Origin of the sequence: Micromonospora sp. NBC_01796 (assembly GCF_035917455.1) — a bacterium.
GTDB lineage: Bacteria > Actinomycetota > Actinomycetes > Mycobacteriales > Micromonosporaceae > Micromonospora_G.
In genome coordinates this window covers 973,446-999,298 of record NZ_CP109078.1, presented here as the reverse complement: position 1 = coordinate 999,298, position 25,853 = coordinate 973,446, and the positions used below count along the sequence as shown (strand labels likewise).

General features: G+C 72.0%; 25 protein-coding genes and 1 pseudogene. 13 read left to right on the top strand and 13 right to left on the bottom strand.

What is annotated here, in order from left to right:
- Positions 1-5 precede the first annotated feature (5 nt).
- The 3 genes from OIE47_RS04550 to OIE47_RS04540 all read left to right on the top strand — a co-directional run bounded on the left by OIE47_RS04550 (position 6) and on the right by OIE47_RS04540 (position 2,248).
- Positions 6-302 carry a DUF5522 domain-containing protein gene (locus tag OIE47_RS04550; protein WP_326560224.1) on the top strand — a complete coding sequence of 99 codons (297 nt, stop codon included), beginning with the start codon at positions 6-8 and terminating at the stop codon, positions 300-302.
- An 11-nt stretch (positions 303-313) separates the two neighbouring features.
- Positions 314-1,516 carry an L-2-hydroxyglutarate oxidase gene (gene lhgO, locus OIE47_RS04545; RefSeq protein WP_326560223.1) on the top strand — a complete coding sequence of 401 codons (1,203 nt, stop codon included), beginning with the start codon at positions 314-316 and terminating at the stop codon, positions 1,514-1,516.
- A gap of 183 nt (positions 1,517-1,699) precedes the next feature.
- Positions 1,700-2,248 (top strand): hypothetical protein, encoded by a 549-nt coding sequence (locus tag OIE47_RS04540; protein WP_326560222.1) that lies wholly within the window; start codon positions 1,700-1,702, stop codon positions 2,246-2,248.
- A 112-nt stretch (positions 2,249-2,360) separates the two neighbouring features.
- Here the strand turns inward: OIE47_RS04540 and OIE47_RS04535 are convergent, their stop codons facing one another.
- The gene (locus OIE47_RS04535) at positions 2,361-3,047 is read right to left on the bottom strand and encodes a metal-dependent transcriptional regulator (protein ID WP_326560221.1); all 687 of its coding nucleotides are present in this window, start codon (positions 3,045-3,047) and stop codon (positions 2,361-2,363) included.
- Between the two features lie 114 nt (positions 3,048-3,161).
- Here OIE47_RS04535 and OIE47_RS04530 point away from each other — a divergent pair, with 114 nt between their 5' ends.
- The 3 genes from OIE47_RS04530 (at position 3,162) to OIE47_RS04520 (ending at position 7,923) form a co-directional block, all read left to right on the top strand.
- Entirely contained in the window at positions 3,162-4,028 is an 867-nt protein-coding gene (locus OIE47_RS04530) for a sulfurtransferase (protein WP_326560220.1), read from the top strand.
- Positions 4,029-4,114: 86 nt separating this feature from the next.
- The gene (locus OIE47_RS04525) at positions 4,115-5,296 is read left to right on the top strand and encodes an acetoin utilization protein AcuC (RefSeq protein WP_326560219.1); all 1,182 of its coding nucleotides are present in this window, start codon (positions 4,115-4,117) and stop codon (positions 5,294-5,296) included.
- A 14-nt stretch (positions 5,297-5,310) separates the two neighbouring features.
- On the top strand, positions 5,311-7,923 hold the full coding sequence (locus OIE47_RS04520) for a bifunctional acetate--CoA ligase family protein/GNAT family N-acetyltransferase (protein WP_326560218.1): 2,613 nt from the start codon (positions 5,311-5,313) through the stop codon (positions 7,921-7,923).
- 21 nt (positions 7,924-7,944) lie between these two features.
- On the opposite strand, the gene OIE47_RS04515 is transcribed toward OIE47_RS04520, so the two are convergent.
- Together OIE47_RS04515 and sigB are read right to left on the bottom strand one after the other, a co-directional pair.
- The gene (locus OIE47_RS04515; protein ID WP_326560217.1) at positions 7,945-8,301 is read right to left on the bottom strand and encodes a YrdB family protein; all 357 of its coding nucleotides are present in this window, start codon (positions 8,299-8,301) and stop codon (positions 7,945-7,947) included.
- Positions 8,302-8,425: 124 nt separating this feature from the next.
- Positions 8,426-9,460, bottom strand: coding sequence for an RNA polymerase sigma factor SigB (gene sigB, locus OIE47_RS04510; RefSeq protein WP_326560216.1), 1,035 nt, complete (start codon positions 9,458-9,460; stop codon positions 8,426-8,428).
- A 302-nt stretch (positions 9,461-9,762) separates the two neighbouring features.
- Here sigB and OIE47_RS04505 point away from each other — a divergent pair, with 302 nt between their 5' ends.
- The gene (locus tag OIE47_RS04505; protein ID WP_326560215.1) at positions 9,763-10,551 is read left to right on the top strand and encodes a sporulation protein; all 789 of its coding nucleotides are present in this window, start codon (positions 9,763-9,765) and stop codon (positions 10,549-10,551) included.
- 77 nt (positions 10,552-10,628) lie between these two features.
- On the opposite strand, the gene dtd is transcribed toward OIE47_RS04505, so the two are convergent.
- The 3 genes from dtd to OIE47_RS04490 form a co-directional block, all read right to left on the bottom strand.
- Positions 10,629-11,051 carry a D-aminoacyl-tRNA deacylase gene (gene dtd / locus OIE47_RS04500; RefSeq protein WP_326560214.1) on the bottom strand — a complete coding sequence of 141 codons (423 nt, stop codon included), beginning with the start codon at positions 11,049-11,051 and terminating at the stop codon, positions 10,629-10,631.
- A gap of 6 nt (positions 11,052-11,057) precedes the next feature.
- Positions 11,058-12,542, bottom strand: a complete 1,485-nt coding sequence (locus OIE47_RS04495; RefSeq protein ID WP_326560213.1) for a DUF7782 domain-containing protein — start codon at positions 12,540-12,542, stop codon at positions 11,058-11,060.
- 65 nt (positions 12,543-12,607) lie between these two features.
- Positions 12,608-13,048: a cupin domain-containing protein gene (locus OIE47_RS04490; protein ID WP_326560212.1), complete on the bottom strand. Its 441-nt coding sequence runs from the start codon at positions 13,046-13,048 to the stop codon at positions 12,608-12,610.
- Between the two features lie 274 nt (positions 13,049-13,322).
- Here OIE47_RS04490 and fxsT point away from each other — a divergent pair, with 274 nt between their 5' ends.
- Together fxsT and OIE47_RS04480 are read left to right on the top strand one after the other, a co-directional pair.
- Positions 13,323-15,506 carry an FxSxx-COOH system tetratricopeptide repeat protein gene (gene fxsT / locus OIE47_RS04485; RefSeq protein WP_326560211.1) on the top strand — a complete coding sequence of 728 codons (2,184 nt, stop codon included), beginning with the start codon at positions 13,323-13,325 and terminating at the stop codon, positions 15,504-15,506.
- 16 nt (positions 15,507-15,522) lie between these two features.
- Complete coding sequence (locus OIE47_RS04480) at positions 15,523-16,089, top strand: HhH-GPD-type base excision DNA repair protein (RefSeq protein ID WP_326560210.1); 567 nt, start codon at positions 15,523-15,525, stop codon at positions 16,087-16,089.
- 39 nt (positions 16,090-16,128) lie between these two features.
- On the opposite strand, the gene OIE47_RS04475 is transcribed toward OIE47_RS04480, so the two are convergent.
- Together OIE47_RS04475 and OIE47_RS04470 are read right to left on the bottom strand one after the other, a co-directional pair.
- Complete coding sequence (locus tag OIE47_RS04475) at positions 16,129-16,440, bottom strand: hypothetical protein (RefSeq protein ID WP_326560209.1); 312 nt, start codon at positions 16,438-16,440, stop codon at positions 16,129-16,131.
- A 13-nt stretch (positions 16,441-16,453) separates the two neighbouring features.
- Positions 16,454-16,741 (bottom strand): hypothetical protein, encoded by a 288-nt coding sequence (locus OIE47_RS04470; protein ID WP_326560208.1) that lies wholly within the window; start codon positions 16,739-16,741, stop codon positions 16,454-16,456.
- 104 nt (positions 16,742-16,845) lie between these two features.
- Here OIE47_RS04470 and OIE47_RS04465 point away from each other — a divergent pair, with 104 nt between their 5' ends.
- The gene (locus OIE47_RS04465; protein WP_326560207.1) at positions 16,846-17,202 is read left to right on the top strand and encodes a DUF3099 domain-containing protein; all 357 of its coding nucleotides are present in this window, start codon (positions 16,846-16,848) and stop codon (positions 17,200-17,202) included.
- A 78-nt stretch (positions 17,203-17,280) separates the two neighbouring features.
- Here the strand turns inward: OIE47_RS04465 and OIE47_RS04460 are convergent, their stop codons facing one another.
- From OIE47_RS04460 to OIE47_RS04450, 3 genes are all read right to left on the bottom strand, one after another.
- Entirely contained in the window at positions 17,281-17,907 is a 627-nt protein-coding gene (locus OIE47_RS04460) for a hypothetical protein (RefSeq protein ID WP_326560206.1), read from the bottom strand.
- 405 nt (positions 17,908-18,312) lie between these two features.
- Positions 18,313-19,212 carry a carbohydrate kinase family protein gene (locus OIE47_RS04455; protein ID WP_442792048.1) on the bottom strand — a complete coding sequence of 300 codons (900 nt, stop codon included), beginning with the start codon at positions 19,210-19,212 and terminating at the stop codon, positions 18,313-18,315.
- Complete coding sequence (locus tag OIE47_RS04450) at positions 19,209-20,144, bottom strand: pseudouridine-5'-phosphate glycosidase (RefSeq protein WP_326560205.1); 936 nt, start codon at positions 20,142-20,144, stop codon at positions 19,209-19,211. The genes OIE47_RS04455 and OIE47_RS04450 overlap by 4 nt, the downstream gene beginning before the upstream one ends.
- Before the next feature lie 104 nt (positions 20,145-20,248).
- Here OIE47_RS04450 and OIE47_RS04445 point away from each other — a divergent pair, with 104 nt between their 5' ends.
- The 3 genes and pseudogenes from OIE47_RS04445 (at position 20,249) to OIE47_RS04435 (ending at position 23,283) form a co-directional block, all read left to right on the top strand.
- A complete protein-coding gene (locus tag OIE47_RS04445) occupies positions 20,249-20,467 on the top strand; it encodes a DUF3039 domain-containing protein (RefSeq protein ID WP_326560204.1) in 219 nt (72 codons plus the stop codon).
- 40 nt (positions 20,468-20,507) lie between these two features.
- Positions 20,508-21,128: pseudogene (locus OIE47_RS04440) on the top strand (trimeric intracellular cation channel family protein); the annotation flags it as partial.
- A gap of 433 nt (positions 21,129-21,561) precedes the next feature.
- Positions 21,562-23,283 carry a DEAD/DEAH box helicase gene (locus tag OIE47_RS04435; protein WP_326560203.1) on the top strand — a complete coding sequence of 574 codons (1,722 nt, stop codon included), beginning with the start codon at positions 21,562-21,564 and terminating at the stop codon, positions 23,281-23,283.
- 214 nt (positions 23,284-23,497) lie between these two features.
- Here OIE47_RS04435 and OIE47_RS04430 read toward each other — a convergent pair whose 3' ends face one another.
- Both OIE47_RS04430 and OIE47_RS04425 read right to left on the bottom strand, forming a co-directional pair.
- Positions 23,498-23,731 (bottom strand): DUF7455 domain-containing protein, encoded by a 234-nt coding sequence (locus tag OIE47_RS04430; RefSeq protein WP_326560202.1) that lies wholly within the window; start codon positions 23,729-23,731, stop codon positions 23,498-23,500.
- A gap of 244 nt (positions 23,732-23,975) precedes the next feature.
- Positions 23,976-25,577: an RNA polymerase sigma factor gene (locus OIE47_RS04425; protein ID WP_326560201.1), complete on the bottom strand. Its 1,602-nt coding sequence runs from the start codon at positions 25,575-25,577 to the stop codon at positions 23,976-23,978.
- Positions 25,578-25,853: the final 276 nt, after the last annotated feature.

The following is a 25,853-nucleotide window of genomic DNA, read 5'->3' as shown; positions in this document are numbered from 1 at the left end:
GCGGGATGGGTGACGGTGAGCAGGGGCGGCGACTGCCGTTGGCACCCCGCCCGCTGGACCAGCCGCACCCGTCCCGGCTGGCACCGGACCACCCGCTGCGGTCGTCGATCCTGGCCGCGCACGCCGACGCCCTCGCCGCCGGGCAGGCCGGCTACCCGGACCCGGCGACCGGACTCTTCGTCCTCACCGCGGGATTCCTGGCCCGCCGGGGTACGTGCTGCGGACGGGGATGCCGGCACTGTCCGTACGTCGATGACGAGCCGGCCGGTGACCCGGCTCCCGGCGGCCCCGTCAGCCGGTAGCGTCTGCGGCCATGGCGAGGTACGTGGTCATCGGTGGCGGCATCGTCGGGCTGGCAACGGCCCACCGGATAATCCTCGACCGGCCGGACGCCGAGGTCACCGTGCTGGAGAAGGAGCACCGGCTGGCGGCCCACCAGACCGGCCACAACTCCGGTGTGATCCACGCCGGGGTCTACTACAAACCGGGCAGCCTCAAGGCCGAACTCTGCCGTGCCGGCAGCCGGTCCATGGTGGACTTCTGCGCCGAGCAGGACATCCCGGTGCAGCGGTGCGGCAAGCTCATCGTCGCCACCGACGAGGCGGAACTGCCCCGGTTGCGGGCCCTGCACGAACGGGCGCTGGCCAACCGGTTGCCGGTCCGGCTGCTCACCCCCGCCGAGGCCGCCGAGTACGAGCCGGCGGTCCGGTGCGTCGAGGCCCTCCGGGTGGAGTCCACCGGCATCGTCGACTTCACCGCGGTCTGCACCGCCCTGGCCACCCTGGCGGAGAAGGCGGGCGCCCGGATCCGGCTCGGTGCCCGGGTCACCGGCGTCAGCACCCGCCGCGGCGGGCCGGCCGGAGCCGAGGAACTGGTCGTGACCAGTACGGCCGGCGAGGTGGTGGCGGACGTACTGGTCAACTGTGCCGGGCTGCACGCCGACCGGGTGGCCCGGCTGGCCGGTGTCACCCCGTCCGCGCGGATCGTCCCGTTCCGGGGCGAGTACTACGAGCTGCGACCGGAGCGGCGGGACCTGGTCCGTGGCCTGATCTACCCGGTGCCCGACCCGCAGTTCCCGTTCCTCGGCGTACACCTGACCCGGATGATCGACGGGACCGTGCACGCCGGCCCGAACGCGGTCCTGGCGCTGGCCCGCGAGGGTTACTCGTGGGGGCGGGTCAACCTGCGGGAGCTGGCCGACGCGGTCACCTATCCGGGCCTGTGGCGGCTGGCCCGCAGACACCTCGGGTACGGGCTGACCGAGGTCCGCCGGTCGCTGTCCCGGCAACTGTTCGCCGCCAGCCTGGCCCGCCTGGTGCCGGACCTGACCGTACGGGACCTCGTGCCGAGCGCGGCCGGCGTACGCGCCCAGGCGATCGCCCGGGACGGGTCGCTGGTCGACGACTTCCTCATCGTGGCCGCGCACCGCCAGGTGCACGTACTCAACGCGCCGTCGCCGGCGGCGACCAGTTCGTTGGAGATCGCCAAGCACATCGTGGCCCGGCTGCCGGAGTAGAACCGGCGTCCACCAGGAGTGGATCAGGGGCCGCGCCGGAACGGACCACGGGTCCGCATGGACGAAATTTCCATTCGCGGAGCGCCATGTCCGGGCGGGGGGTTTCGCCCCTGGCGCCCGACCCCGTACGGTGTCCGACGGACTCACCGGCCGCCCCCCGGCCGGGGCGAGCGGGAGGTCACTGTGCGCGGGCGGCTCTTACTGATCGGTGCGGGACTGCTGGTGCTGTCCGGCTGTGGCGAGTCGGCCGCCGCGACCCGGAACGATCCGCTGCCCATCCCGCCGGTGGTGAAGTTGCCGGCCTCGGCCGGTGGGGGCGTCTGCCAGTTGCTTGACTACCCGGCGGTGGAGAAGGCGATCGGCACCCTGTTCGATGTCTCGGCCTCCACCACCTCGGGCAAGACGAGCACCTGTGTGCTCCAGTCCGAGCAGTCCAGCCGCCCCGATCTGGCGCTGTCGGTGACGCCGACCACCGCCGACTCGGCCGTGTTCGCCGACGAGATGCCCAAGGGGGGACAGACCGTCAAGGGGCTGGGCAAGGCCGCGTACCGGCTGTCCCTGCCGGAGGGCAAGGACTACGGCGCCGGTGTGGAGGTGTCCTGGCTCTCCGCGGACGGCCAAATGATCAACCTCCGCTACACCTTCCCGGCCGGCGAGGGTAAGCCGGCGGCGGACGCCCTCGCCACCAAGCTGGTCACCCTGGCCAAGGAGATCGACGCCGCCAAGGCATGACGGTCACGGCACCGGCACGCCTGCCCGGCGGGCGCGCCGGTGCCCGGACAGTCGCATGCCGGCCACCGCGCGGTGACCGGCATGGGTTGGTCCGGCGGGCCCGGACCGGAAGTCAGGATGCGGCGACGAAAACCCGCGAGGCCACCTCACGCGGCAGCCGGATCTTGTCACCGGAGCGGTCGATGGTGACCCCGTCGCGCTCCTGCGCCACGGTCACCGTGGCACCCGGGTCGACCCCGGCGGCGTGGAGCTGACGCAGCACGTCACCGTCGGTCTGCACGCTCTCGCAGATGCGCCGGACCACCACCATTCCGGTCAGACCGGGGAAGGCGAGGTTACGCTCCGCGTCCGGGCCCTCGGCGGTCGTCGAGTCCAGGGCGCTGCCGAGCGCCTCCAGCCCCGGGATCGGGTTGCCGTACGGCGACCGGGTCGGCCGGTTGAGCAGGTCGTAGACCTTCTGCTCCACCGCGTCGCTCATCACGTGCTCCCACCGGCAGGCCTCCTCGTGGGCCTCCTCGTAGGGCATGCCGATGACGTTGACCAGCAGCAGCTCGGCGAGTCGGTGCTTGCGCATCACGGCGATCGCCAGGCCCCGACCGGACGCGGTGAGCCGCAGGTGCCGGTCGTCCTCGAGGGTCAGCAGACCGTCACGTTCCATCCGCGCCACGGTCTGGCTGACGGTCGGCCCGCTCTGGTGCAGCCGCTCCGCGATTCTCGCGCGCAGGGCCGGCACACCCTCCTCTTCGAGTTCGAGAATGGTGCGCAGGTACATCTCAGTCGTATCGACCAGGTCGTTCACGTCAGCCGCCCTCCCGGTAGGCAATGCTACCCCGAGTTACCGACACGGAGCCGCAGCCCGGACGGGGCGTCTCGTGCTGGTATCCACCGAATGTGATGGTGTTGACTGAGTGTCATGCCCGCCACAGACGATCTTCTGGTCGACGTAGCCGCCCTCGCCGGGGAACTGGCCGACCCGGAGCCGGCCGCCACGGCCGCACCCACCGTACTCGATGTGCGTTGGCGCCTCGCCGGCCCACCCGGCCGGGGCGACTACGCCGCCGGACACCTGCCCGGAGCGGTCTTCGTCGATCTCGACGCCGACCTCTGCGGGGCACCCGGCCCCGACGGGCGGCACCCGCTGCCCGACCCGGCCGCGCTCCAGCGGGTCCTGCGGGCCGCCGGGGTCCTGACCAGCCACCCGGTGGTGGTCTACGACGCCGGGGACGGGCTGGCCGCCGCCCGCGCCTGGTGGACGCTGCGCTGGGCCGGGCACACCCGGGTCCGGGTGCTCGACGGCGGCTACCCGGCCTGGGTCACCGCCGGTCACCCGGTCACCACCGAGGTGCCGACACCGGCGCCGGGAGACGTCACCGTCCGTCCGGGCGGCCTGCCGGTGCTCGACGCCGACGCGGCGGCCGCACTCGCCGCCGGTGACGGGGTGCTGCTCGACGTCCGGGCCGCCCCGCGCTACCGGGGCGACACCGAGCCGATCGACCCGGTCGCCGGGCACGTGCCCGGCGCGGTCAACCTCCCGACCACCGAGCACGTCGACCCGGACGGCCGGCTGCGGGCCGCCGCCGCCCTCCGGACCCGGTTCGCCGAGGCCGGCGTCGAGCCCGGCGTACGCGTCGGCGCGTACTGCGGGTCCGGGGTGACCGCCGCGCACACGGTGTTCGCCCTGCATCTCGCCGGGCACGAGCACGCCGGCCTCTACGTCGGCTCGTGGAGCCACTGGCTCACCGACCCGGACCGCCCGGTGGCCACCGGCGCCGGCACCTGATCCGGTCCCCGACCGGGCCCGTTCCATCCACGTGGAGAGGGCGGATGCGTCTGGGAGCGGGCTGCGCCCCGTGCGACGATGGCGCCATGTCGGATGGCACGGTGGTGATGTGGGACGAGTCCCTGCTCGCCTACGACCTGGGTGAGCACCCGCTCGACCCGGTCCGGGTCGAGCTGACCGTCGCGTTGGCGAGAGAGTTCGGCGTACTCGACCGGGCCGGTGTCCGGATCGTCGCGCCGACGCCGGCCGACGAGGCGGCGCTGACCCGGGTGCACCGGCCGGACTACCTGGACGCGGTCCGCGCCGCCCCGAACGACCCGTTCTTCTCCGGGTACGGCCTGGGCACCTCGGACAACCCGATCTTCGACAACATGCACGAGTCCAGCGCCCTGATCGCCGGGGCGAGCCTGGCCGCCGCCGAGGCGGTCTGGCGGGGCGAGGCCCGGCGGGCGGTCAACGTCGCCGGTGGCCTGCACCACGCCATGGCCGGTCGGGCCGCCGGGTTCTGCGTCTACAACGATCCGGCGGTGGCCATCGCCCGGCTGCTCGACCTCGGTGCCGAGCGGGTCGCCTACGTCGACGTCGACGTACACCACGGCGACGGGGTGCAGGAGATCTTCGCCGACGACCCCCGGGTGCTCACGGTCAGCCTGCACGAAACCCCGCTGGCGCTCTTTCCGGGCACCGGCTTCTCCGACGAGACCGGTGGCCCGGCAGCCAGGGGCAGCGCGGTCAACGTGCCGCTGCCGCCGGGCACCGGCGACGCCGGCTGGCTGCGGGCCTTCCACGCGATCGTCCCGTCGGTGCTGCGGGCCTTCCGGCCGCAGATCCTGGTCACCCAGTGCGGGGCGGACAGCCACCGGCTCGACCCCCTCGCCGACCTGCGGCTCTCCGTCGACGGGCAGCGGGCCAGCTACCTGGCGCTGCGGGCGCTCGCCGACGAACTCTGCGAGGGCCGCTGGGTGGCCACCGGCGGCGGCGGGTACGCCCTGGTCGAGGTCGTGCCGAGGGCGTGGACCCACCTGCTGGCGATCGCCACCGGGGAACCGATCGACCCGGCCGCCCTCACCCCGCCGGCCTGGCGGGCGCTGGCCCGGTCCCGGCGGCCGGAGCGGGACGTACCGCTGCGGATGACCGACAACGTCGACCCGACGTACGAGCCGTGGCAGCCGACCGGGGAGCCGGACGGGGTGGACCGGGCCATCCTGGCCACCCGCAAGGCGGTGTTCCCGCTGCACGGGCTGGACCCGCACGACCCCAGGGACTGAGACCCGAGGAAGTGATGGGAGGCGACCCGAGCGTGGTCGAGGGCCCACCGGACCGCTCGGCGGACGTGCTGTTGCGCGACGGCACGACCGTCCATTTGCGACCGATCCGCGAGGACGACGCGGCCGGCATCGTCGCCATGCACTCCCGGTTCTCCGACCGCACCCGCTACCTGCGCTACTTCTCGCCGTACCCGCGCATTCCGGAACGGGACCTGCACCGGTTCGTCACCGTCGACCACCACGACCGGGAGGCGTTCGTGGTGGTCGCGGGGGAGCGGATCCTCGCCGTCGGCCGGTTCGACCGGCTCGGCCCCGGCGCGACCGATGCCGAGGTCGCGTTCGTGGTCGAGGACGCCCACCAGGGGCGCGGCATCGGACCGGTGCTGCTGGAGCACCTGGCAGAGGCGGCCCGCCGGGAGGGGATCAGCCGGTTCGTCGCCGAGGTCCTGCCGTCCAACGCCACCATGCTGCGGGTCTTCGCCGACTTCGGCTACCTCGTCCAGCGCCAGTACGCCGACGGCGTGGTCCACCTCAGCTTCCCGATCGCACCCACCGAGGCGTCCCTGCGGGTCCAGTGGGGTCGGGAGCACCTGACCGAGGCCCGGTCGATCGCCCGGCTGCTCGCCCCCACCGGCATCGCCGTGTACGGGGCCAGCGCCACCGGGCAGGGCATCGGGGCGGCCATCCTCGGGCACCTGCGCGACGGCGGTTTCACCGGACACCTCGTACCGGTGCACCCGAGCGCGGCCGTGGTGGGCGGGCTGCCGGCGTACCCGACGGCGGTTGCTGCCGGCGTACCGCTGGACCTGGCAGTTGTCGCGGTGCCGCCGGAGGCCGTACCCGGCGTGGTTGCCGACGCGGCCGGTGCCGGCCTGCACGGCCTGGTCGTGGTCTCGGCCGGGTTCGCCGAGTCCGGCCCGTCCGGCGCCGCCGCCGAACGCGAACTGATCCGGGCCGCGCACGCCGCCGGCATGCGGGTCGTCGGGCCGAACTGCCTGGGTGTGGCCAACACCGACGAGCGGGTACGCCTCAACGCCACCCTCGCGCCCCGGCTGCCGTCCCCCGGCCGGGTCGGCTTCTTCAGCCAGTCCGGCGTGCTCGGGGTGGCGTTGCTGGCCGAGGCGGAACGCCGTGGGCTGGGCCTGTCGAGTTTCGTCTCCGCCGGCAACCGGGCCGACGTCTCCGGCAACGACCTGCTCCAGTACTGGCAGGACGACCCCGGAACGGACGTGATCCTGCTCTACCTGGAGACCTTCGGCAATCCGCGCAAGTTCGCCCGGCTGGCCCGCCGGATCGGCCGGACCAAGCCGGTGGTGGCGCTCGCCTCGTCGAACCGCCCGCCCGCACCCGACGCCCCGGTGCAGCCCCGGTCGGATCCCGTACCCGCCGGTCCGGACGCCTCGGCGATGACCGCCCTGTACGCCCAGTCCGGCGTGATCCGGGTGGAGACCGTGGCGGAACTCTTCGACGTCGGCGTCCTGCTGGCGCAGCAACCGTTGCCGGCCGGCCGGCGGATCGGGATCGTCGGCAACTCCACCGCGCTGGCCGACCTGGCCGCGATCGCCTGCCACGCGTACGGGCTCACCGTCGCCACCGGGTACCCGCGCAACGTCGAGCCGCAGGCGACCGCGCACGACTTCGCCGACGCCCTCGCCGACGCCGCGATCGACCCGGCGGTCGACGCCCTGCTGGTGCACTTCGCCCCGCCGTTGCCCGGTCAGCTCGTGGGGGAGGACGCCGACTTCACCTCGGCGGTGGCGAGCGTGGCGCTGGCCGGGGACCGGCCGACGGTGGCGACCTTCCCGGTCGGGCGACCGCCGGCCGGGGTGCCGTCGTACCCGTCGGTGGAGGAGGCGGTACGGGCCCTGGCCCGGATGACCGGGTACGCCGACTGGTTACGTGCACCAATGGGTGAGCTGCCCGAACTGGCCGGTGTCGACGCCGACGCGGCGCGTACCGCGCTGACCGACGGCGGGGCCGGTGCGGCCGAGCGGCTGCTCGCCGCGTACGGGATCGCGGTGGTGCCGTCCACGGTGGCCGAATCGGTCGAGGCGGCGGTGGAGGCGGCCCGGCTGCGGGGTTACCCGGTGGTGCTCAAGGCCGCCAGGGAGGGGCTGCGGCACCGGCTCGACCTGGGCGCGGTCCGCCTGGGCCTCGCCGACGACAACGCGGTACGCCGGGCGTACCGGGAGATCGCGGAACCGTTCGGTGCCCGGGTTCTGGTCCAGTCGATGGTGCCACCGGGGGTGGCCTGCGTGGTGGAGGCGGTCGAGGATCGTGTGTTCGGCCCGGTGGTCGGCTTCGGGCTCGGCGGGGTGGCGACCGAGTTGCTCGGTGACCGGGCCTGGCGGGCGGCGCCGCTGACCGACCGGGACGCCGCCGCGCTGATCGACGGGCCACGGGCCGCGCCGCTGCTGCACGGTTACCGGGGCGCGGACCCGGTCGACCGGGCCGCGCTGGCCGACCTGCTCCAGCGGGTGGGCCGGCTGGTCGACGAGCAACCACGGGTACGGTCGCTGCGCCTCAACCCGGTGCTGGCCCGCCCCGACGGGGTGGCGGTCCTGCACGCCGAGATCGCCCTCGGTCCCTCGATCATCCGCCCCGACACCGGCCCCCGCCGCCTCTGACCGATCGGGCGGCGGTGGGTGTCAACGGACCGCCCGGCCGTCGGTGTCGCTGCCCAGCCGCCACAGCACCAGCCGGTTGGCGGCGGCCAGTACCGCCAGGGCGGCGCCGAGGTAGGGACGGCCGCTGACCACGAGTACGGCGGTCGCACCGCCGAAGACCACCCACTCCGGGATCAGGCGTACCGGGTCGGCCAGCTTCCGGTCCGATCTCGGTGCGACCCAGCGGCCCCAGATCAGCGCGGCGGCGAGCGGAAACAGCACGGCCAGCAGGAGCCGCTGCCACAGTTGTGGCTCGCCGGCCAGCCAGCCGCCGTAGGCGAGCGCGACCAGTGCGCCGAGCTCCAGCAGGAATCGCAGGCCGAGGTTCGCGATTCTCATGTTCGAACTCTCTCATCCCGTTCCCTGATCATGGTGCCGGTCGGTCGACGCCGGACAGGGAAAGGACCCCTGGTCGACGCGAACCGCTGTCAACCGGGGGCCCTTCCACCAGGCCGTGCGAGCGTCAGCTCGCGTACGCCTCCAGGCGGTCGGCGCGGGAGGGATCGCGCAGCTTGAGCAGGGTCACCTTCTCGATCTGCCGGATCCGCTCGCGGGAGAGCCCGAACTCCCGTCCCACCTCGTCCAGGGTGCGCTGCCGTCCGTCGTCGAGGCCGAACCGCAGCCGGATCACCGCCTCCTCCCGCTGCGAGAGGGTGGCCAGCACGATCTCCACCTCGTTGCGCAACTGGCCCTGGGAGACCGCGTCGCCCGGCTCCTGGCGCGGGTCGACCGAGGCGACGAAGTCACCGAGCGCGCTCTCACCGTCCTCGCCGACGGCCTGGTCCAGGCTGACCGGCTCCCGGTCGTACGAGATCAGTTCGATCACCTGGAACTCCGGTACGCCCAGCGCCACGGCGACCTCGGCCACGCTGGGTTCGCGGCCGAGCGTGGTGGCGAGGTCTCGGCGGGCCCGGACCATCCGGTTGACCTGCTCGACCATGTGCACCGGGATGCGGATGGTGCGGGCCTGGTCGGCCATGGCGCGGGTGATGGCCTGGCGGATCCACCAGGTGGCGTAGGTGGAGAACTTGTAGCCCTTGGTGTAGTCGAACTTCTCGACGGCCCGGATGAGGCCGAGGTTGCCCTCCTGGATCAGGTCGAGGAAGGCCATCCCGCGACCGGTGTAGCGCTTGGCGATGCTGACCACCAGGCGGAGGTTCGCCTCCAGGAGGTGGTTCTTCGCCAGCCGACCCTGGTCGGCCACGGTGGTGAGGTCCCGCCGCAGTGCGGCCGGCAGGTCGCCGGTCAGCTTCTCCTCGGCGTAGAGGCCGGCCTCGATCCGCTTGGCCAGATCGACCTCCTGTACGGCGGTGAGGAGCTTGGTCCGGCCGATGCCGTTGAGGTAGGCGCGGACCAGGTCGGCCGACACGCCCCGCTCGTCGGTGGCGTCCAGGTCGACCAGCGTGTCCGTGGTGCCGCTGTCGACAATCGTGCTGTCGGCAACCTTGCTGTTATCGGGCCCGATGACGGCGGCCGGGTGCAGTTCGTTCTGGATCATCTCGAGGACCATCTTCAGTCGCCTCCCCGCGTCGACTAAGTGGCGCGTACCGGCAGCCCTGTGGCGCCGATGAGAACAGCTTGGCGGGCATGGCGTGAAGCTGCGGTGAGGCGATCGTCCAGGTGGCATGAAACCGGGAGTCGCTCCCGGCGACTTACCCTATTTAGTGCGGTACGTCGATAATATTCTGAGCGCTCAGTCTGCGAACGAGGGCTTGCCGGGACCGGCTACTGTGCCACCGATTGGCCACCCGGCCAGCAACGAGAACCAACCAAGTGCCGACGAAAGCCAGGGAGGACGGCGTGGTCTTCAAAAGACTGATGCAGGCGATGGGTGTGGGCGGCCCGTCCGTGGAAACCGTGCTGAACAACCCGAACTGCCGTCCGGGCGGCCAGCTCGAGGGCCGGATCCAGATCAGCGGGGGCGACCACCCGGTCGACATCGAGTACGTCGCGCTGGGCCTCGTCACCCGGGTCGAGGTGGAGAGCGGCGACGGCGAGTACGACACCACGCAGGAGTTCCAGCGCCAGCGCGCCACCGGGGCGTTCCGGCTGGAGAGCGGGCAGCGGCACGAGATCCCGTTCCGTTTCGAGGTGCCCTGGGAGACGCCGATCACCGAGGTCTACGGCCAGCACCTGCACGGCATGACGATGGGGCTGCGTACCGAGTTGGAGGTGGCCCGGGCGGTGGACAAGGGCGACCTGGACGCGGTTGCCGTACATCCGTTGCCGGCGCAGGAGCGCATCCTCGACGCCCTGCTCCGGCTCGGTTTCCGGTTCACCCGGGCCGATGTCGAGCGGGGCCGGATCTACGGGGTGCAGCAGACGCTCCCGTTCTACCAGGAGATCGAGTTCTACCCGGCGCCGCAGTACGCCCGCGCCATCAACCAGCTCGAACTGACCTTCGTCGGTACGCCCCAGCACCTCCAGCTCGTCCTGGAGATCGACAAGCGGGGCGGGGTCTTTTCCGAGGGCCGCGACGCGTTCGGCCGGTTCACGGTCGACTACGCCACCGCGGACCAGACCGACTGGGCCGCCCAGCTCGACGGCTGGCTGCGCCAGTCGATGCGCCAGCGCGGCCTGTTCTTCTAGCCGACCCGCCCGGCCCGTCCCGCCCACACCGCGTGGGACGGGACGGGCGGCCGGGATCGTGTACGGGCCCGGGCCGTTCAGAGGTCGAGCAGGATGGTGCACGGACCGACGTTCACGCTCTCGACCAGCATGTGGGCGCGGAACCGCCCCGTTTCCACCGTCGCCCCGCGTGCCCGCAGCGCCTCGGCGAACGCCTTCACTAACGGCTCGGCCACCTCGGCCGGAGCCGCACCGCCCCAGCTCGGCCGCCGCCCCTTGCGGGCGTCGCCGTACAGGGTGAACTGGCTGACCACGAGCACCGGCGCACCGACCTCCGAGGCGGATCGCTCGTCGTCCAGGATCCGCAGCTCGTACACCTTGCGGGCCATCGTCTCGGCGGTCGCCGGGGTGTCGGTGTGGGTCACCCCGACCAGCACCAGGAGCCCGTCGGAGATCGCGCCTACCACCTCGCCGTCGACCGTGACACTGGCCCGGCTGACCGTCTGCACCACCGCGCGCACGGGCGATCAGTCCGTCTCGGGAGTGATCAGACCCCGTTCCACCAGGTGCGCGATGATCGGCCCAGCCGCCTCGGCCAGGTCGTCGGCCGCCACCTCGTGCGCGATCGCCAGCACCGCCAACTGCTCACGCAGCGGCACCCGGCCGTCCGCGCCACTGACCAGAGCCAGCACCAGCGGGTCCACCTCCTCGCTCCAGCGCAGCCCGTGCGGCATGGCGAGCACCTGACGGTCCACCGCCCAACCGTCCGGACCCATGGTCGCCTCCTGCCGGAGCTGCAACCCCTCCGCGATCCGGTAGCGGCTGGCCAGGAGCGCGTCGGTGTCGCGTACCCGGAGCCAGTCCTGGCGGTCGAACCAGGCGGCGATCTGGTCGCCCATCGGCGGCTGCACCGGCTGGCGGAGGTCCTCGACCCGGACGACCGGCTGGTCGTGCCCGCCCCGGCGGAGGTTGATCAACCCGAAGCCGACCGCCTCCACCTTCTGCGCGTCGAACCAGTCCAGCCAGGCGGCGATCCGGTGCGGGTCGGTCGCCTCGCTCGCGTCGGCCAGCCACAGGTCGACGTACGCCATCGGGTCGGCCACCTCGCGCTGGATCACCCAGGCGTCCAGCCCGGTGCCGGCGAACCACCCGGCCACCCGCTCGCCCCAGTCCTCACCGGCGATGTGCACCCAGTTGGCGAGGTACTGCATCGTGCCGCCCTCGGTTAGCAGGTCCGGTGCGGCGGCGGCCAGTTCCGCCGCGATCCCGTCACCGACCCGCCCCGAGTCGCGGTAACTGTGCGTGGTGGTACCGGGCCCGACGACGAACGGCGGGTTGCTGACCACCAGGTCGAAGCGGCGACCCGCGACCGGGGCGGTCATGTCGCCGTGCAGCAGTTCCCACTGCTGGCCGTTGAGCGCGGCGGTGGTCGCCGCGAACCGCAGCGAGCGGGTGGAGAAGTCGGTGGCGGTCACCCGGCCGGCGTGGGTGGCCAGGTGCAGCGCCTGTACGCCGGAACCGGTGCCGAGGTCGAGCGCGGTGTCGACCGGCCGCCGGACGGTGGCGCCGACCAGCGTGGTCGACGCCCCACCGATGCCCAGCACATGGTCGGCGGCGAGGGGGCGGCCCGGTCGGGCGCTCGCCGGGACGTCGGACAGCGCCCACCAGGCGTCCCCGTACGGCTCCAGGTCGATGCCCTGGCGCAGGCCACCGTCGGCGCGTTCGACCAGGCCGGCGGCGAGAGCGTCGGCCAGCGGGAGCGGAGCCAGGGCCGCCGCGACCGCCGCCTCCGGTTCGGTCTGGGCGCAGACGAACAGCCGGATCAGTGTGCCGAGCGGGTCCCGGTCCGCGGTGATCCGCAGCGCCGCCCGGAAGTCGTTGCGGGCCATCCCGCTGGTCGCCTGCGGACCCAGCCGTCCGGCGATGCCGCTCGACGTGTAACCGGCGTTGGTCAGTGCCGTGCGGAGCTGGTCGACGCCGGCCGCGGAGAGGAGCATGTCGTTTTCGTCCACCCCGCCATCCTGCCGGTTGCGCCCGAGCATGCCGGGCACAACCCCCGGTAGAAGCGGTTGGTGGATCAGTGCAGCCGGAAGTCGGCGAAGTCGAAACCGGGCGCGACCACGCAGCTCACCAGCACCGGCTGGTCACCGGCGGGCACCGCCGCCTGCCACACCCCGCCGGGGATCAGCACCTGCGGCTGCTGGTCGGCCGACACGTCGGCGCCGAGCAGCACCTCGTCCGGGTCGGTCGCCGGCTGCTCCCCGGTGCCGCCGAAGCGCAGCGTCAGCGGTCCGCCGGAGTGCCAGAACCACAGCTCGTCCGAGCGGACCAGGTGCCAGCGGGACTCCTCACCGGGGGCGAGGAGGAAGAGGATCGCGGTGGCCGCGCTGCGCGCTGCGGCGTACCCGTCCGGGTGGAAGCTGTGCGCGGACCGCCAGGTTTCGCGGAACCAGCCGCCCTCGGGGTGGCTCGCGAGGTCGAGCTGCGCGGCCAGGTCGGGCCGGTGCGGCGTGGTCACGGGTCGTTCTCCTTCCGGGTACGACTACCGTCCGCCACGGCCCGATGCGGGTGCGTATCCGCGGGCGAACCGGTGGCGGACGCGCCGGTCGGGGTACCCGCGACCGGACGAGCTGAGGTTAGCTGGCGAGAACCGGAACGGACCCTGCTGTGTCCACGGGCGTTTCCAGGTCGGCCCTGCCCCCGCCGCATCGACGGGCGTACGTCGGATCCGCCGGGATTCACGACTCCTGCCAGACCGATCGGCAGTGCATGATGGGCCGTGGGAGGTGGACGTGAACGTCGGTCCGCAGGCGACGCCGCACTGGGACGTCGATGCCGGCGCCGCGCTCGGCGTACAGATCGGCGACGGCGGCTTCCAGACGAACCTCTTCGTCGCCGCCCGACCGCCGGTGACCTGGCCGTGCCGGGTCGGCGTGGTCCCACCGGCGGCGGACTGCTTCCAGGACCGTCCCGTCGAGGCGGCGGACACCGACGGCTCGGTCGGAGAGCCGGTCGCCGGGGTACGCGTGTTGGTCGGCCTGGGCGGGGTGGGCAAAACCCAGGTCGCGGCGCAACTGGCCCGTCACGCCTGGCGGGAGGGCGCGGTGGACCTGCTGGTCTGGATCACCGCCGGGAGCCGGGACTCGATCGTCGCCGGTTATGCCGGGGCGGCGGCGGAGGTGCTGCCCGGCGAACGTACCGGTGCCGACGCCGACGCCGACCGTTTCCTCGCCTGGCTGGCCCAGACCGACCGGCGGTGGCTGATCGTGCTCGACGACCTCTCCGACCCGGCCGACCTGCGTGGCCTCTGGCCACCGCAGCCGGTGGGTGGGCACACCCTGGTCACCACCCGGCGCCGGGACACCGCCCTGGGCGGGTCCGGTCGTCGCCTGGTCGAGGTCGGTCTGTTCACCCCGGACCAGGCCACCCGCTACCTCACCGCGAAGACCGGTCGCTACGACGAGGCGGAACAGGCCCGCCTGCTCGCCGCCGACCTGGGCTACCTGCCGTTGGCGCTGGCCCAGGCCGCCGCCTACCTGGTCGACCGGGGACTCGGGTTCGCCGACTACCGGCGCCGGCTGGTCGACGCCCGACGTCGGCTGCCGGAACTCTTGCCGGAGCCGGGCGCGCTGCCGGACGACCACCGCGAGACGGTCGCCGCCACCTGGGCACTCTCCGTCGAACTCGCCGACCGGCTGCACCCACCGGGCCTGGCCCGAGCGATGCTGCATCTGCTCAGCCTGCTCGACCCGAACGGCATCCCCGCTGCGGTGCTCACCACCGAGGTGGCCCTCGACCACCTCCGGCAGGCCCGCCCGGTCGAGTACGCGGGGGAGCGGGCGGTGGACGCCGAGGATGCCAGGGACGCGCTGTACGGCCTGCACCGCGTCAACCTGATCAGTTTCGATCCCGCCCAGGCCGGTCGGGCCATCCGGGTGCACGGCCTCGTCCAACGGGCCACCCGGGAACAGCTCACCCCCGAACAGCTCCGGCGGGCGGCGCGCACCCTGGCGGACGCCCTCTGCCGGACCTGGCCGGAGATCGAGCGGGAAAGCGCCCTCGGCCAGGTGCTCCGGGCCAACGTGGAGACGCTCGACGGGCACGCCGGCCCGCTGCTGTGGGATCCCGAGCCGCATCCGCTGCTCTGGCGGGCCGGCCGGAGCCTCAGCGAATCCGGGCTCGGCGCCGACGCGCTGACGTACTGGCAACGGCTGCACGACCGTGCCGAGGCGCGGCTCGGTGCCGATCACGCCGACACCCTGACCGTGCGCCACCACCTCGCGTACGCCCTGGGTCAGGGCGGTGATCCGGCGGCGGCCGAGGCCGCGTACGAGCGGCTGTTGGCGGACCGGTTGCGGGTCGACGGGCCGGACAACCGGGAGACCCTGGTCTGCCGGGGCAACCTCGCCAACTGGCGGGGTACCGCCGGTGACCCGTGGCGGGCCGCCCGGGAGTTCGGTGAGGTGCTGGCCGACCTGCTCCGGCTCCTCGGTCCGGACCACGTCGACACCCTCAACGCCCGGCACAACCTGGCCTTCTGGCGGGGCAGGGCGGGAGATCCGGCCGGTGCCCTGGTCGCGTTCGAGCAGTTACTGGAGGACCTGTCGAGGGTGCGGGGCCCGGATCATCCGAATACCCTCAACACGCGCTACAACGTGGCCTTCTGGCGCGGTCTGGCCGGCGACCCCGCCGGTGCCAGGGAGGCCTCCGCCCTGTTGCTGGCCGACCGGCTGCGGGTCCTTGGGCCCGATCACCCCAGCACCCTCACCACCCGGTACAACCTCGCCCGGTGGCGTGGTGAGGCCGGTGATCCGGCGGGCGCGGTCGCGGAACTGGAGGAGCTGCTCGTCGACCGGATCCGGGTGCTGGGCGACGATCATCTCCACACGGATCGGACCCGTACGAGACTCGCCTACTGGCGGGCCAGGGTCGGCGGTGCCCCGCCGGCCGTGCCGCTCGTCCAGCCGAAGCCGTAACCGGCATGATGGGGGCATGAGCTTCTCGTTGCCGATCGTCCCCGAGGCGAACGCGCTGCTGGACCGGGACCCACTGGCGGTGGTGATCGGCCTGACCCTTGATCAACAAGTGACGATGGAGAAGGCGTTCACGTCTCCGCACGTACTCGTCCAGCGGCTCGGGCACGAGCCGACCGCGGCCGAGTTGGCCGACTTCGACGCCGACGACCTGCTCGCGATCTTCGCCACCCCGCCGGCCCTGCACCGCTTCCCGAAGGCGATGGCGGCGCGGGTCCAGGAGGTGTGCCGGGTCATCGTCGACCGTTACGACGGTGACCCCGCCGCGCTGTGGCGGGACGTGTCGGACGGCGCCGACCTGTTCAAGCGGATCGTGTCGCTGCCGGGCTTCGGCAAGCAGAAGGCCCAGATCTTCGTGGCCCTGCTGGGCAAGCAGTACGGCGTACAGCCGGCCGGGTGGCGCGAGGCGGCCGGCGGCTACGGCGAGGAGGGCGCGTACCGCTCGGTGGCGGACATCGTTGACGACGAGTCGCTGGCGAAGGTGCGCGCCTACAAGAAGGAGATGAAGGCCGCTGCCAAGGTCTGAGCGCGGCTCGCCCGACGGTGGTGCGGGAGGCGCGGTGGATCAGGCGGCGGTCGGGTGGGCGAGTGCCGCCAGCGCCCGGCGTACGTCAGCCAGGGACACCGTCGCCGAGTCGTCCAGGTCGGCCAGCCCGGCCTCGATCCACTGCCGCATCAGGGTGGTGACCCCGATGCCGCGGGCGTCGGCGGCGGCACGGACCCGTTCGTACGTGTCCAGCGGCAGCCGTACGGACCGGCTGACCATCGGCACGTCCGTGTCGGGCGTCGGCAGGTCGACCGGCTGACTGTCGTCGATCAGGTCCGCGAGCCGGTCGCCGCCCTCGTGGAAGTGCTTGGTCGCGTCGTGTCGGTTCATCGTCATCGCCTCCTCATCGTCGCCATCCCCGGATCGCCTCGTCGTAGCGCTTGGACTCGCTGTCGCTGAGGTCGCGTGCGGAGAGGATGTCCCAGTCGTTGTCGTTGTGGTCGGCCTCGGCGAGCAGGATGGCCAGCCGGCGCCCGCGACGTGCGGTCGCGTACATGACCATCACGTCGTCGCCGAGGTGCCGGATGACCCGCCGCGAGCTGTGCAGGGCCTCCCAGACCTCGCCGGGGGTGACGCCGTAGACCTTCAGGTTGCCCAACGCCTCGTCGGTGAAGCTGAACCTGCTGCCCACGGCGAGAGCGTACCACGTACGTAACACGAACGAGACCAGTCCGCTTTTCGTCGGCACCGCTGACGAAGTGCGAGGATGGACCGGCATCCCCTGCGAGGAGGACCGTGGTGAAGCACCAGGCGTACCAGCCGATCCTGATCACCGACGCCTCACGGAGCCAGCAGGACCAACTGCACAGTCGCCAGGTGCGCTACGTGGTGATGATGTCGATCCGCGTCGTCTGCATCGTCGCCGGTGCCATCCTGGTCGGCGTGCAGGCACCCCTGCTCTGGCTCTGGCTGCCGCTCTGCGCCGTCGGCATGGTCCTCGTACCGTGGCTGGCGGTCCTGCTCGCCAACGACCGGCCGCCCAAGGAGGAGCACCGCTTCGGTGCCCGCCGTCGCCAGCGTCACCTGGACGACACCCCGCCCCGCAGCCTCCCCGCCGAGCGTCCCCACCCCGTGATCGACGCCGAACCCTAGAACCCAAACCTTCCGGGTACGCGAAAAGCCGGGCCCCCGTGACGGGGACCCGGCTTCCGTTTTTACTATTCGTATTGCTTACTTGGTCCAGACGTCCTGCACGATGTGCGCGGCCTGGTTCTCCCACTGCGCGTACGCATCCGGGAACGCCGACACCTGAACCTTCTGCGCCGCATCCGTCAACGGCATGTCCTGCCAACCATCAACCTGCTTCAGACCCTTCAGGAACATGGTCGAGGCATAGGTCGGATCCGTGATCTGCTCAGGAGAACCCCAACCCGACGACGGGCGCTGCTGGAACAGGCCCAGCGAGTCGTGGTCGTTCATGTCACCCAGGTGACCCAGGTTCTCCAGCTTCGACTCCTGCATCGAGGTAGCAACCGCGATCACGGCACCACGCTCACCCATACCCAGCTTCTTCGCCGTCTCCGTGATGGCCTTGGCGTTAGCAAGCTGGTCCTTGCTCAGATCAATGCTCGACTGGGCACCCTGCACACCGTGCGGGATCAGCTTGTCCATGGCCGGCTTGTCGGCCGTGACCTGCGCGACCGTGGTCATCGCCGGAGCCGCGTGCTCGGCCGGGGACGCGAACGCGTGACCCACAGGACCCGCGACAGCGCCACCAACAAACGCCAGGCTGGCAACACCCAGAGCGGTCTTACGAACGAACGAAGTCTTGGTAATACCGGTGAAAGTCGTCTTCACGATGGTTCACCTTCCATTCGGGGGTTCCCGACGCGCGCCTACAGGGGGAGGCGCTGGCGCTCGGGGAAAGAAGTACGAGGCCACAGCACACACGAGGCGAGGCGATCACTGCCCCGGCGCTGCTCCGGTCGTACGCGATGTATAACCGTCCCGGGCCCGCCGGCATTCCGCCAACGCCCCCCCCGAGGCGAGTTGATCAAGCCCAAAAACCTCGCACACCCGACACCCGGGTCACCACCAGACCTCTAATACAGAGAAAGAGTGGCTATCCAGGGCGGGATAACCACTCATTCACTGAAACAGCGCCCACGTCGGGTTTCGGGGGCGGCGTGCCCCGCGTCGGGATCAAGCATGACCGCCCAGAGCGGGGTACGCCGCCCCCGAAACCCCACCCGCCAACCAAACTCAAAGCACAGGCCGAGCCCCAACCGAAGACACCGCAAGCCCACCAACCTCGCCAGCCAACCCCAACGCCTCACCCGGACCCAAGCCCCGAGTCCAAGCCCCCAGCAGACCGGCCGCGAACGCATCCCCCGCTCCGGTCGGATCCACCACCCGCACCCGCCGCACCACCGACTCGACCGTCGGCCCGCCCCGCGACGCCCAGACTGCCCCGTCTCCGCCCCGTTTCACCACCACGTGCCTGACGGACCCCGTCAACGCCTCCGCCTGGGCACGCGCCGTTTCCGGCCCGGCGAGCACCTCCGCCTCGTCCGCGTTGGCGAGAAGGAGGTCGGCGTCGCGTACCCAGTCCAGGAAGGCCGCCGCACCGACCTGCCGCAGCGGCTCGGCGGAGGCCGCGTCGACGCTGGTGGTGAGCCCGCGTTTACGTGCCGCGGCCAGCGCATGCCGCCCGGCGTCGCGCGAGTCGGCGTCCAACAACGTGTACGCGGACAGGTGCAGGTGCCGGGCGTCCGGTGCGCCGTCCAGGGCCGCGTCCAGGTCGGCCGGCGCCAGCCGGAGGTTGGCACCCCGTTCGCTGATCATCGTCCGTTCGCCGGCACCGGCGAGCACGATCACCGTCCCGGTCGGCGCGTCGTCGCAGCGGCGTACGGCGCAGTCGACCCCGGCGGCGGTCAGCTCCGCCACCCTCGCCCGACCGGCGTCGTCGTCGCCGACGACGGCGACCAGGGTCACCGGGTTGCCCCGGGAGGCCAGCCAGGCCGCGGTGTTCGCGGCCTGGCCGCCGCCGGTGAGGCGGATGGCGGCCGGGGTGTCGGAGCCGGTCGCCAGCGGCCCGGAGAGCACCGCGAGGACGTCGGTGACGATGTCGCCGACCGCGATGATCCGCGCCGCCCCGATCATCCGGCGCTGGTGCCGGTCCGGGCGACCGCCGCTACCGCGATCTGCCCGGCCAGGGTCGCGTTGCGCAGGATGATCCGTACGTTGACGGCCAGGCTGGCGCCGCCGGTGGAGGAGTGGAAGTGGGAGAGCAGGAACGGGGTGACGGCCTTGCCGGTGACCCCGTCGCGGGCCATCAGGGCCAGCCCGTCGGCCAGGGTCCGGTCGTGCAGGTCCGGGTCGAGCTGCTCGTCGACGGGCAGCGGGTTCGCCACGATCACCCCGCCCGGCTGTACGCCGTGGTCCGCCCGCGCGGCCAGCACCGCGGCGATCTGCTCCGGCGTCTCCACCGACCAGTCCAGGGTGAAGCCGCTGTCGGTGATGAAAAAACCGGGGAAGCGGTGGGTGCGGTAGCCGAGCACGGTGACGCCGAGCGTCTCCAGCCGTTCCAGTGTCGCGCCGACGTCGAGGATCGACTTCACCCCGGCGCAGACCACCGCGATCGGGGTCCGGGCCAGCGCGGTCAGGTCGGCCGACTCGTCGAAGGTCTGCGCAGCCTCGCGGTGCACCCCGCCCAGGCCACCGGTGGCGAAGACGCCGATTCCGGCGGCGGCGGCGACCGCGCTGGTCGCGGCGACCGTGGTGGCGCCGTCCGCGCCGGTCGCGGCGGCCACGGCCAGATCGCGTACGGAGAGTTTCGCCACCCCGTCGGTGCTGGCCAGCCGGGTGAGCTGGTTGTCGTCCAGACCGACCACCAGTTCGCCCTCGACCATGCCGATGGTGGCGGGTATCGCTCCGGTGGACCGGACCGCCTGTTCGATCTCCCGGGCGACCCGGAGGTTGTCGGGCCGGGGCAGCCCGTGCGAGACGATGGTGCTCTCCAGCGCCACGATCGGGCGCCCCTCGCGTCGGGCGTCGGCCACCTCGGCGCCGTAGCGGATGTTGAACTTGGTCACGTTGATCACCGTACGGGGCCGGTCAGCAGGTGTTCCGGTGGACCCTGCGCCAGTGACCTGCCAAACTGGAAAGTTGCGGGGTCATTCTGGGAGGTAATGCCGACGTGAGCACCGAGGTTCTCGAGCGTCCGGAACTGAAGGACGCGGACACCGGGCCGGAGATGTTTCATTATGTCCGGAAAGAGAAGATTGCTGAAAGCGCGGTCATGGGTACCTTCGTCATCGCCCTCTGCGGCGAGACGTTCCCCGTGACCAAGGCGGCCAAGCCGGGTTCACCGGTCTGCCCGCAGTGCAAGGAGATCTACGAGTCGATGCGTGACTGACCCGCCGACCCGTTCCATCGACAGCGCGTAACATTCTGCGGTGACCACCTCGACCGCCCTGCTGCTGGCCGACCTGACCGGCGTGGCCGTATTCGCCGCGTCCGGGGCGTCGGCGGCGGTGGTGAAGCGGCTCGACCTCTTCGGCGTGGTCTTTGTCGGGTTCGTCGCCGCGTTGGGCGGCGGGATCTTCCGTGATCTGGTGATCGACGAGGTCCCGCCGCTGGCCTTCGCCGACTGGCGGTACGCGGTCACCGCCGCACTCAGCGCGGCTGCGGTCTTCTGGCTGCATCCGCAACTGGCCCGGCTGCGTACGGCGGTCCTGATCCTCGACGCGGCCGGGCTGGGCCTGTTCACCGTCACCGGCACGCTGAAGGCCCTCGCGGCCGACGTGCCGCCGGTCGGCGCGGTGCTGATCGGCATGCTCACCGCGATCGGTGGCGGTCTCGGCCGGGACCTGCTCACCGGGGAGATCCCGGTGGTGCTGCGGCGGGAGATCTACGCGGTGGCCGCCCTGGCCGGGTCGATCGTGGTGGTCGCCCTGGACCACGCCGGAGTGACCGGACCGCTGCCCCTGGTCGCGGCGGTGGTCCTCATCTTCGGCCTGCGCCTGGTGGCGCTGCGTCGGCGCTGGTCGGCACCGGTCCCGCTGGTCGTCGTACCGGGAACCGGCCACCCCGTCCCGGCCCGTCGACAACGGTCCCGACGTCGCACCGGCACGTCGCACCGCACGCCCGCAACCCCTCGCGACCGCGCGGCGACCGGCACTTCGGATCCGGCCGTCCCGTCGCCGCCCGTGCCCGACCACCCCGCCGCACCGGACCGCGTCACCCCATCGGACCAGGGGGCCGGTCCCTCGCCGGAGCGGGCCGGGTCATCGTCGTCCGAGCGCGGGGGCGAGCACCGGGGAGTGTGACCAACGGTGCGGTGGTGTCGCCTGGGGCGGCCCGGCTCCGCTGGTTATGCTGGGGCGGCCTTCGCGCGCCACCTGGGTCGCGGAGGCGTTTTCATGGTCCACCGTTACCGCTACCACCGCCGCGCCGCGGCCATCCGGTCCGCGAGCGCGCGGTCCCGGTAGCCGAAGGGGAGATTCTCGCGTGGGTGCCCGACTGCCGGCGATCGACACCTTCCCGGCGCTGCGGGACTGGCAGCGCAAGGCGCTGGTGGGATACCTGCGCCGGAGGTCCGAGGACTTCATGGCGGTGGCCACCCCCGGTGCGGGCAAGACCACCTTCGCCCTGCGGATCGCCGCCGAACTGCTCGCCGACGGGACCGTCGAGGCGGTCACCGTGGTCGCACCGACCGAGCACCTGAAGACCCAGTGGTCGCTGGCCGCCGCCCGGGTGGGGATCCAGCTCGACTCCGCGTTCCGCAACGCCGACCTGCACTCCTCCACCGACTTCCACGGTGCCGTGGTGACGTACGCGCAGGTCGGGATGGCTCCGCAGGTCCACCGCCGGCGGACGATGACCCGGCGGACCCTGGTGATCCTGGACGAGGTGCACCACGCCGGTGACTCCCGTACCTGGGGGGACGGGGTCAGGGCGGCCTTCGAGCCGGCCGTACGCCGCCTGATGCTCACCGGTACGCCGTTCCGCTCCGACGACAACCCGATCCCGTTCGTGACGTACGAGCGGGGCGGTGACGGGCTGCCCCGCTCCCGCTCCGACTCGACCTACGGGTACGCGGACGCGCTCCGCGACGGCGTGGTGCGCCCGGTGATCTTCCTCGCGTACTCGGGCGAGACGAGGTGGCGTACCAACGCGGGCGACGAACTGGCGGCCCGGTTGGGCGACCCGATGACCCCGGACCTGATCGCGCAGGCGTGGCGTACGGTCCTGGACCCGGCCGGCGACTGGATGCCGCAGGTGCTCCGGGCCGCCGACGCCCGGCTGCAGGTGCTCCGGGCGGGCGGGATGACCGACGCGGGCGGCCTGGTGATCGCCACCGACCAGCAGGCGGCTCGGGCGTACGCCCGGCTGATCGAGCGGGTCACCGGGGAGAAGGCCGTGGTGGTGCTCTCCGACGACGTGGGCTCGTCGGCCCGGATCGCCGCGTTCGCCGAGTCGGACCAGCGCTGGATGGTCGCCGTCCGGATGGTGTCCGAGGGGGTCGACATTCCCCGGCTCGCCGTCGGTGTCTACGCGACCAGCGCCTCGACCCCGCTCTACTTCGCCCAGGCGATCGGGCGGTTCGTCCGGGCCCGCCGCCCGGGGGAGACCGCATCGGTCTTCCTGCCGAGCGTGCCGCACCTGTTGGGGCTCGCCAGCGAGTTGGAGGCCGAGCGGGACCACGTGCTCGGGGAGCCCAAAAAGCGCGAGGGCTTCGAGGACGACCTGCTCGAACGGGCGCAGCGCGAGGAGAAGGCCAGCGGCGAGCTGGACAAACGGTTCGAGGTCCTCGAAGCGACCGCCCACCTCGACCAGGTGATCTTCGACGGCGCCTCGTTCGGCACCACGGCCCAGGCCGGTACGCCGGAGGAGGAGGAGTATCTGGGCCTGCCCGGCCTGCTCACCGCCGACCAGGTGTCGGTGCTGCTGAACAAGCGCCAGGCCGAGCAGTTGGCCGCCAAGCGGCGTCGGGCGGCGAACGAGCCGGTGCCGGCGCCCCGCGAGCCGACCGCACCCCGCAGTGCGGCGGAGCGTCGGGTCACCCTGCGGCGCCAGCTCAACACCCTGGTGGCGGCCCACCACCACCGTACGAACCTGCCGCACGGGAAGATCCACGCGGAGCTGCGTCGGCTCTGTGGCGGCCCGCCGAGCGCTCAGGCCACGATCGAGCAGCTAGAGGAACGCATCGCCACGATCCAGACCCTCTGACCGGGCCGGGAACCGACCCGGCCCGGAAGCGGACCGACCGAGCCGGAGACGCCCGTGCCACCCGAGCGGGCGGTACGGGCGTCACCGGATACGGTGCGACGCTTGTCCCGTCCGTACCGGGCAGGGCGTGCCCAGCCGGTTGCCGAACGGGGATAGATAGATGACCGGAGGTGCCCGTCAGGGGCCCCTCCGGTCATCTATATGGGGTTTCGTATCAGTTCGCCATCAGATCGGCGCCACGCCACGTGAAATCTGGGTCAGCCGCGAACCGGACCGTGATCTTCACCAGATCTTCGGCGTACTTGTTCGCGTGATGTCCACAGAACACCAGCTCACTCCCACCCGCGAGGGTGATCCGGAGCTTGCCGGCGGCGTTGCAGCGGTCGCACCGTTCATCGGCGGCTGGGGGAGCCACCGTTGCGGGCGGCGGCGTGAGGGTCGGGGTCATCGCCTTCCTCCTCGGGTCGTCACCGATGAACACTCTCTTCGGTCGTTGCTCACCTATCGTGCAACACCCTGGCGGGGTGTGGCCTTCCCAGTGTGCCCGCGGGGGACCGAGGTCACACGTGGTAGAGACAGTGTGCCGTGCACCAAGGGTGCCACGTCAACGATCACAACCGGGAAACCGGCCGATCGCTATCGGGTGTTGTACACCTGGTGATCAAAGCGACACAACTGGTTGACGTTTTGGCTCAGTCCAGATAGTCCCGCAGCACCTGGGAACGGGACGGATGGCGCAGTTTCGACATCGTCTTCGACTCGATCTGCCGGATCCGCTCCCGGGTGACCCCGTACACCTGACCGATTTCGTCCAGGGTGCGAGGCTGCCCGTCGGTGAGCCCGAAGCGCAGACGCACCACCCCGGCCTCCCGCTCGGAGAGGGTCTGGAGCACCTGCTGGAGCTGGTCCTGCAGGAGCGAGAAGGAGACCGCGTCGACCGCGACCACCGCTTCGGAGTCTTCGATGAAGTCGCCGAGCTGACTGTCGCCCTCGTCGCCGATGGTCTGGTCGAGCGAGATCGGCTCCCGCGCGTACTGCTGGATCTCCAACACCTTTTCAGGTGTGATGTCCATCTCCTTCGCCAGCTCCTCCGGGGTGGGCTCGCGGCCCAGGTCCTGGAGCAGCTCGCGCTGGATCCGGCCCAGCTTGTTGATCACTTCGACCATGTGCACCGGGATGCGGATGGTGCGGGCCTGGTCGGCCATGGCGCGGGTGATGGCCTGGCGGATCCACCAGGTGGCGTAGGTGGAGAACTTGTAGCCCTTGGTGTAGTCGAACTTCTCGACGGCCCGGATGAGGCCGAGGTTGCCCTCCTGGATCAGGTCGAGGAAGGCCATCCCGCGACCGGTGTAGCGCTTGGCCAGGGAGACCACCAGGCGGAGGTTCGCCTCCAGCAGGTGGTTCTTGGCCCGTTCGCCGTCCCGGGAGATCCAACCGAGGTCGCGCGTCATCTGGATGACGAGCTTCTCCTCGCCCTCCTCCGCCGCGCGCAGGCGCTCGGCGGCGTAGAGGCCGGCCTCGATCCGCTTGGCGAGCTCGACCTCCTGCTCGGCGTTGAGCAGCGGGACCTTGCCGATCTGCTTGAGGTACGCCCGGACCGAGTCGGCGGAGGCGGTCAGCTCGGCGTCGCGCCGAGCCTGCTTGAGCGCCTCGGACTCCTCGTCGTCCCACTCGAAGTCGTTGTCGGTGGCGGCGCTGGCCGCGTCGGACTCGGCCGCCTGGGTCAGCTCGGCCGGCTCCTCGACGACAACGTCCTCGATCTCGGCGGCGAGCTCCTCGGGATCGATCTCGCCGTCCTCGCCCGACTTCGGCTTGGTCGCGGTTTTGGTGGCCTTCACGGCCCCGGTCGCGCCCGTAGCCGCGCCGGCCGCCTTGGTGGCCCGGCCGACCCGGGCCGCAGCCTTGGCGGGCGTCTCAGCGGGTTTTCCGGCCGCACTGGCGGCGGCAGCCGCCTTGCGGGCCGGGGTGGCCTCGTCCGCGGCGGTGGCCTGCTTGGGGGCGGGCGACGCCTTCTTGGCCGTGGCCTTGGCGGTGGTGGCCCGCGAGGCGGGGGTGGCCGATCGAGCCGCGGCGACCCGGCGACGGGTGCTCGCGGAGCCGTCGACCACGACGGTCACGCCCGCGTCGGAGAGCGCCCGTAGGATCTTCTTGGCCTGGGCCGGAGTCACCTCAGCGGACTCGACCGTGCGCGCCAGCTCTGCCGACGTGAGCTGGCCGCCGGCGTTTTGCGCGTGGGCGATCAGGGTGTCGGTGAGGGAGCGTACGTCGGCGCCGGTGTGGCGGGGTTCTGTCACGAATGACCTTCCGGAGGCGATGAGCGAGCACGGCCGGGTCGGCCAGCGCAGCGCTAGGCGTCGTGCCGGACCGATGTGGTTGAGGGACCCCCGAGTCCCGGGCCGGCCGGTGTCGGCGGTCCGTGGCGCGTGGGCAGGCGTGAATTGTAACGCCGTCTGCGGGGTTCCTCCCGCGCCGCACGCCGAAACGGCGGCTGGAGGCCGCCGACTCGGAGCGCATGTGGACTTTGTAAGGATGATACTCGCGTCCGGCGCGGACGTCGCAGCCTGTGCGAG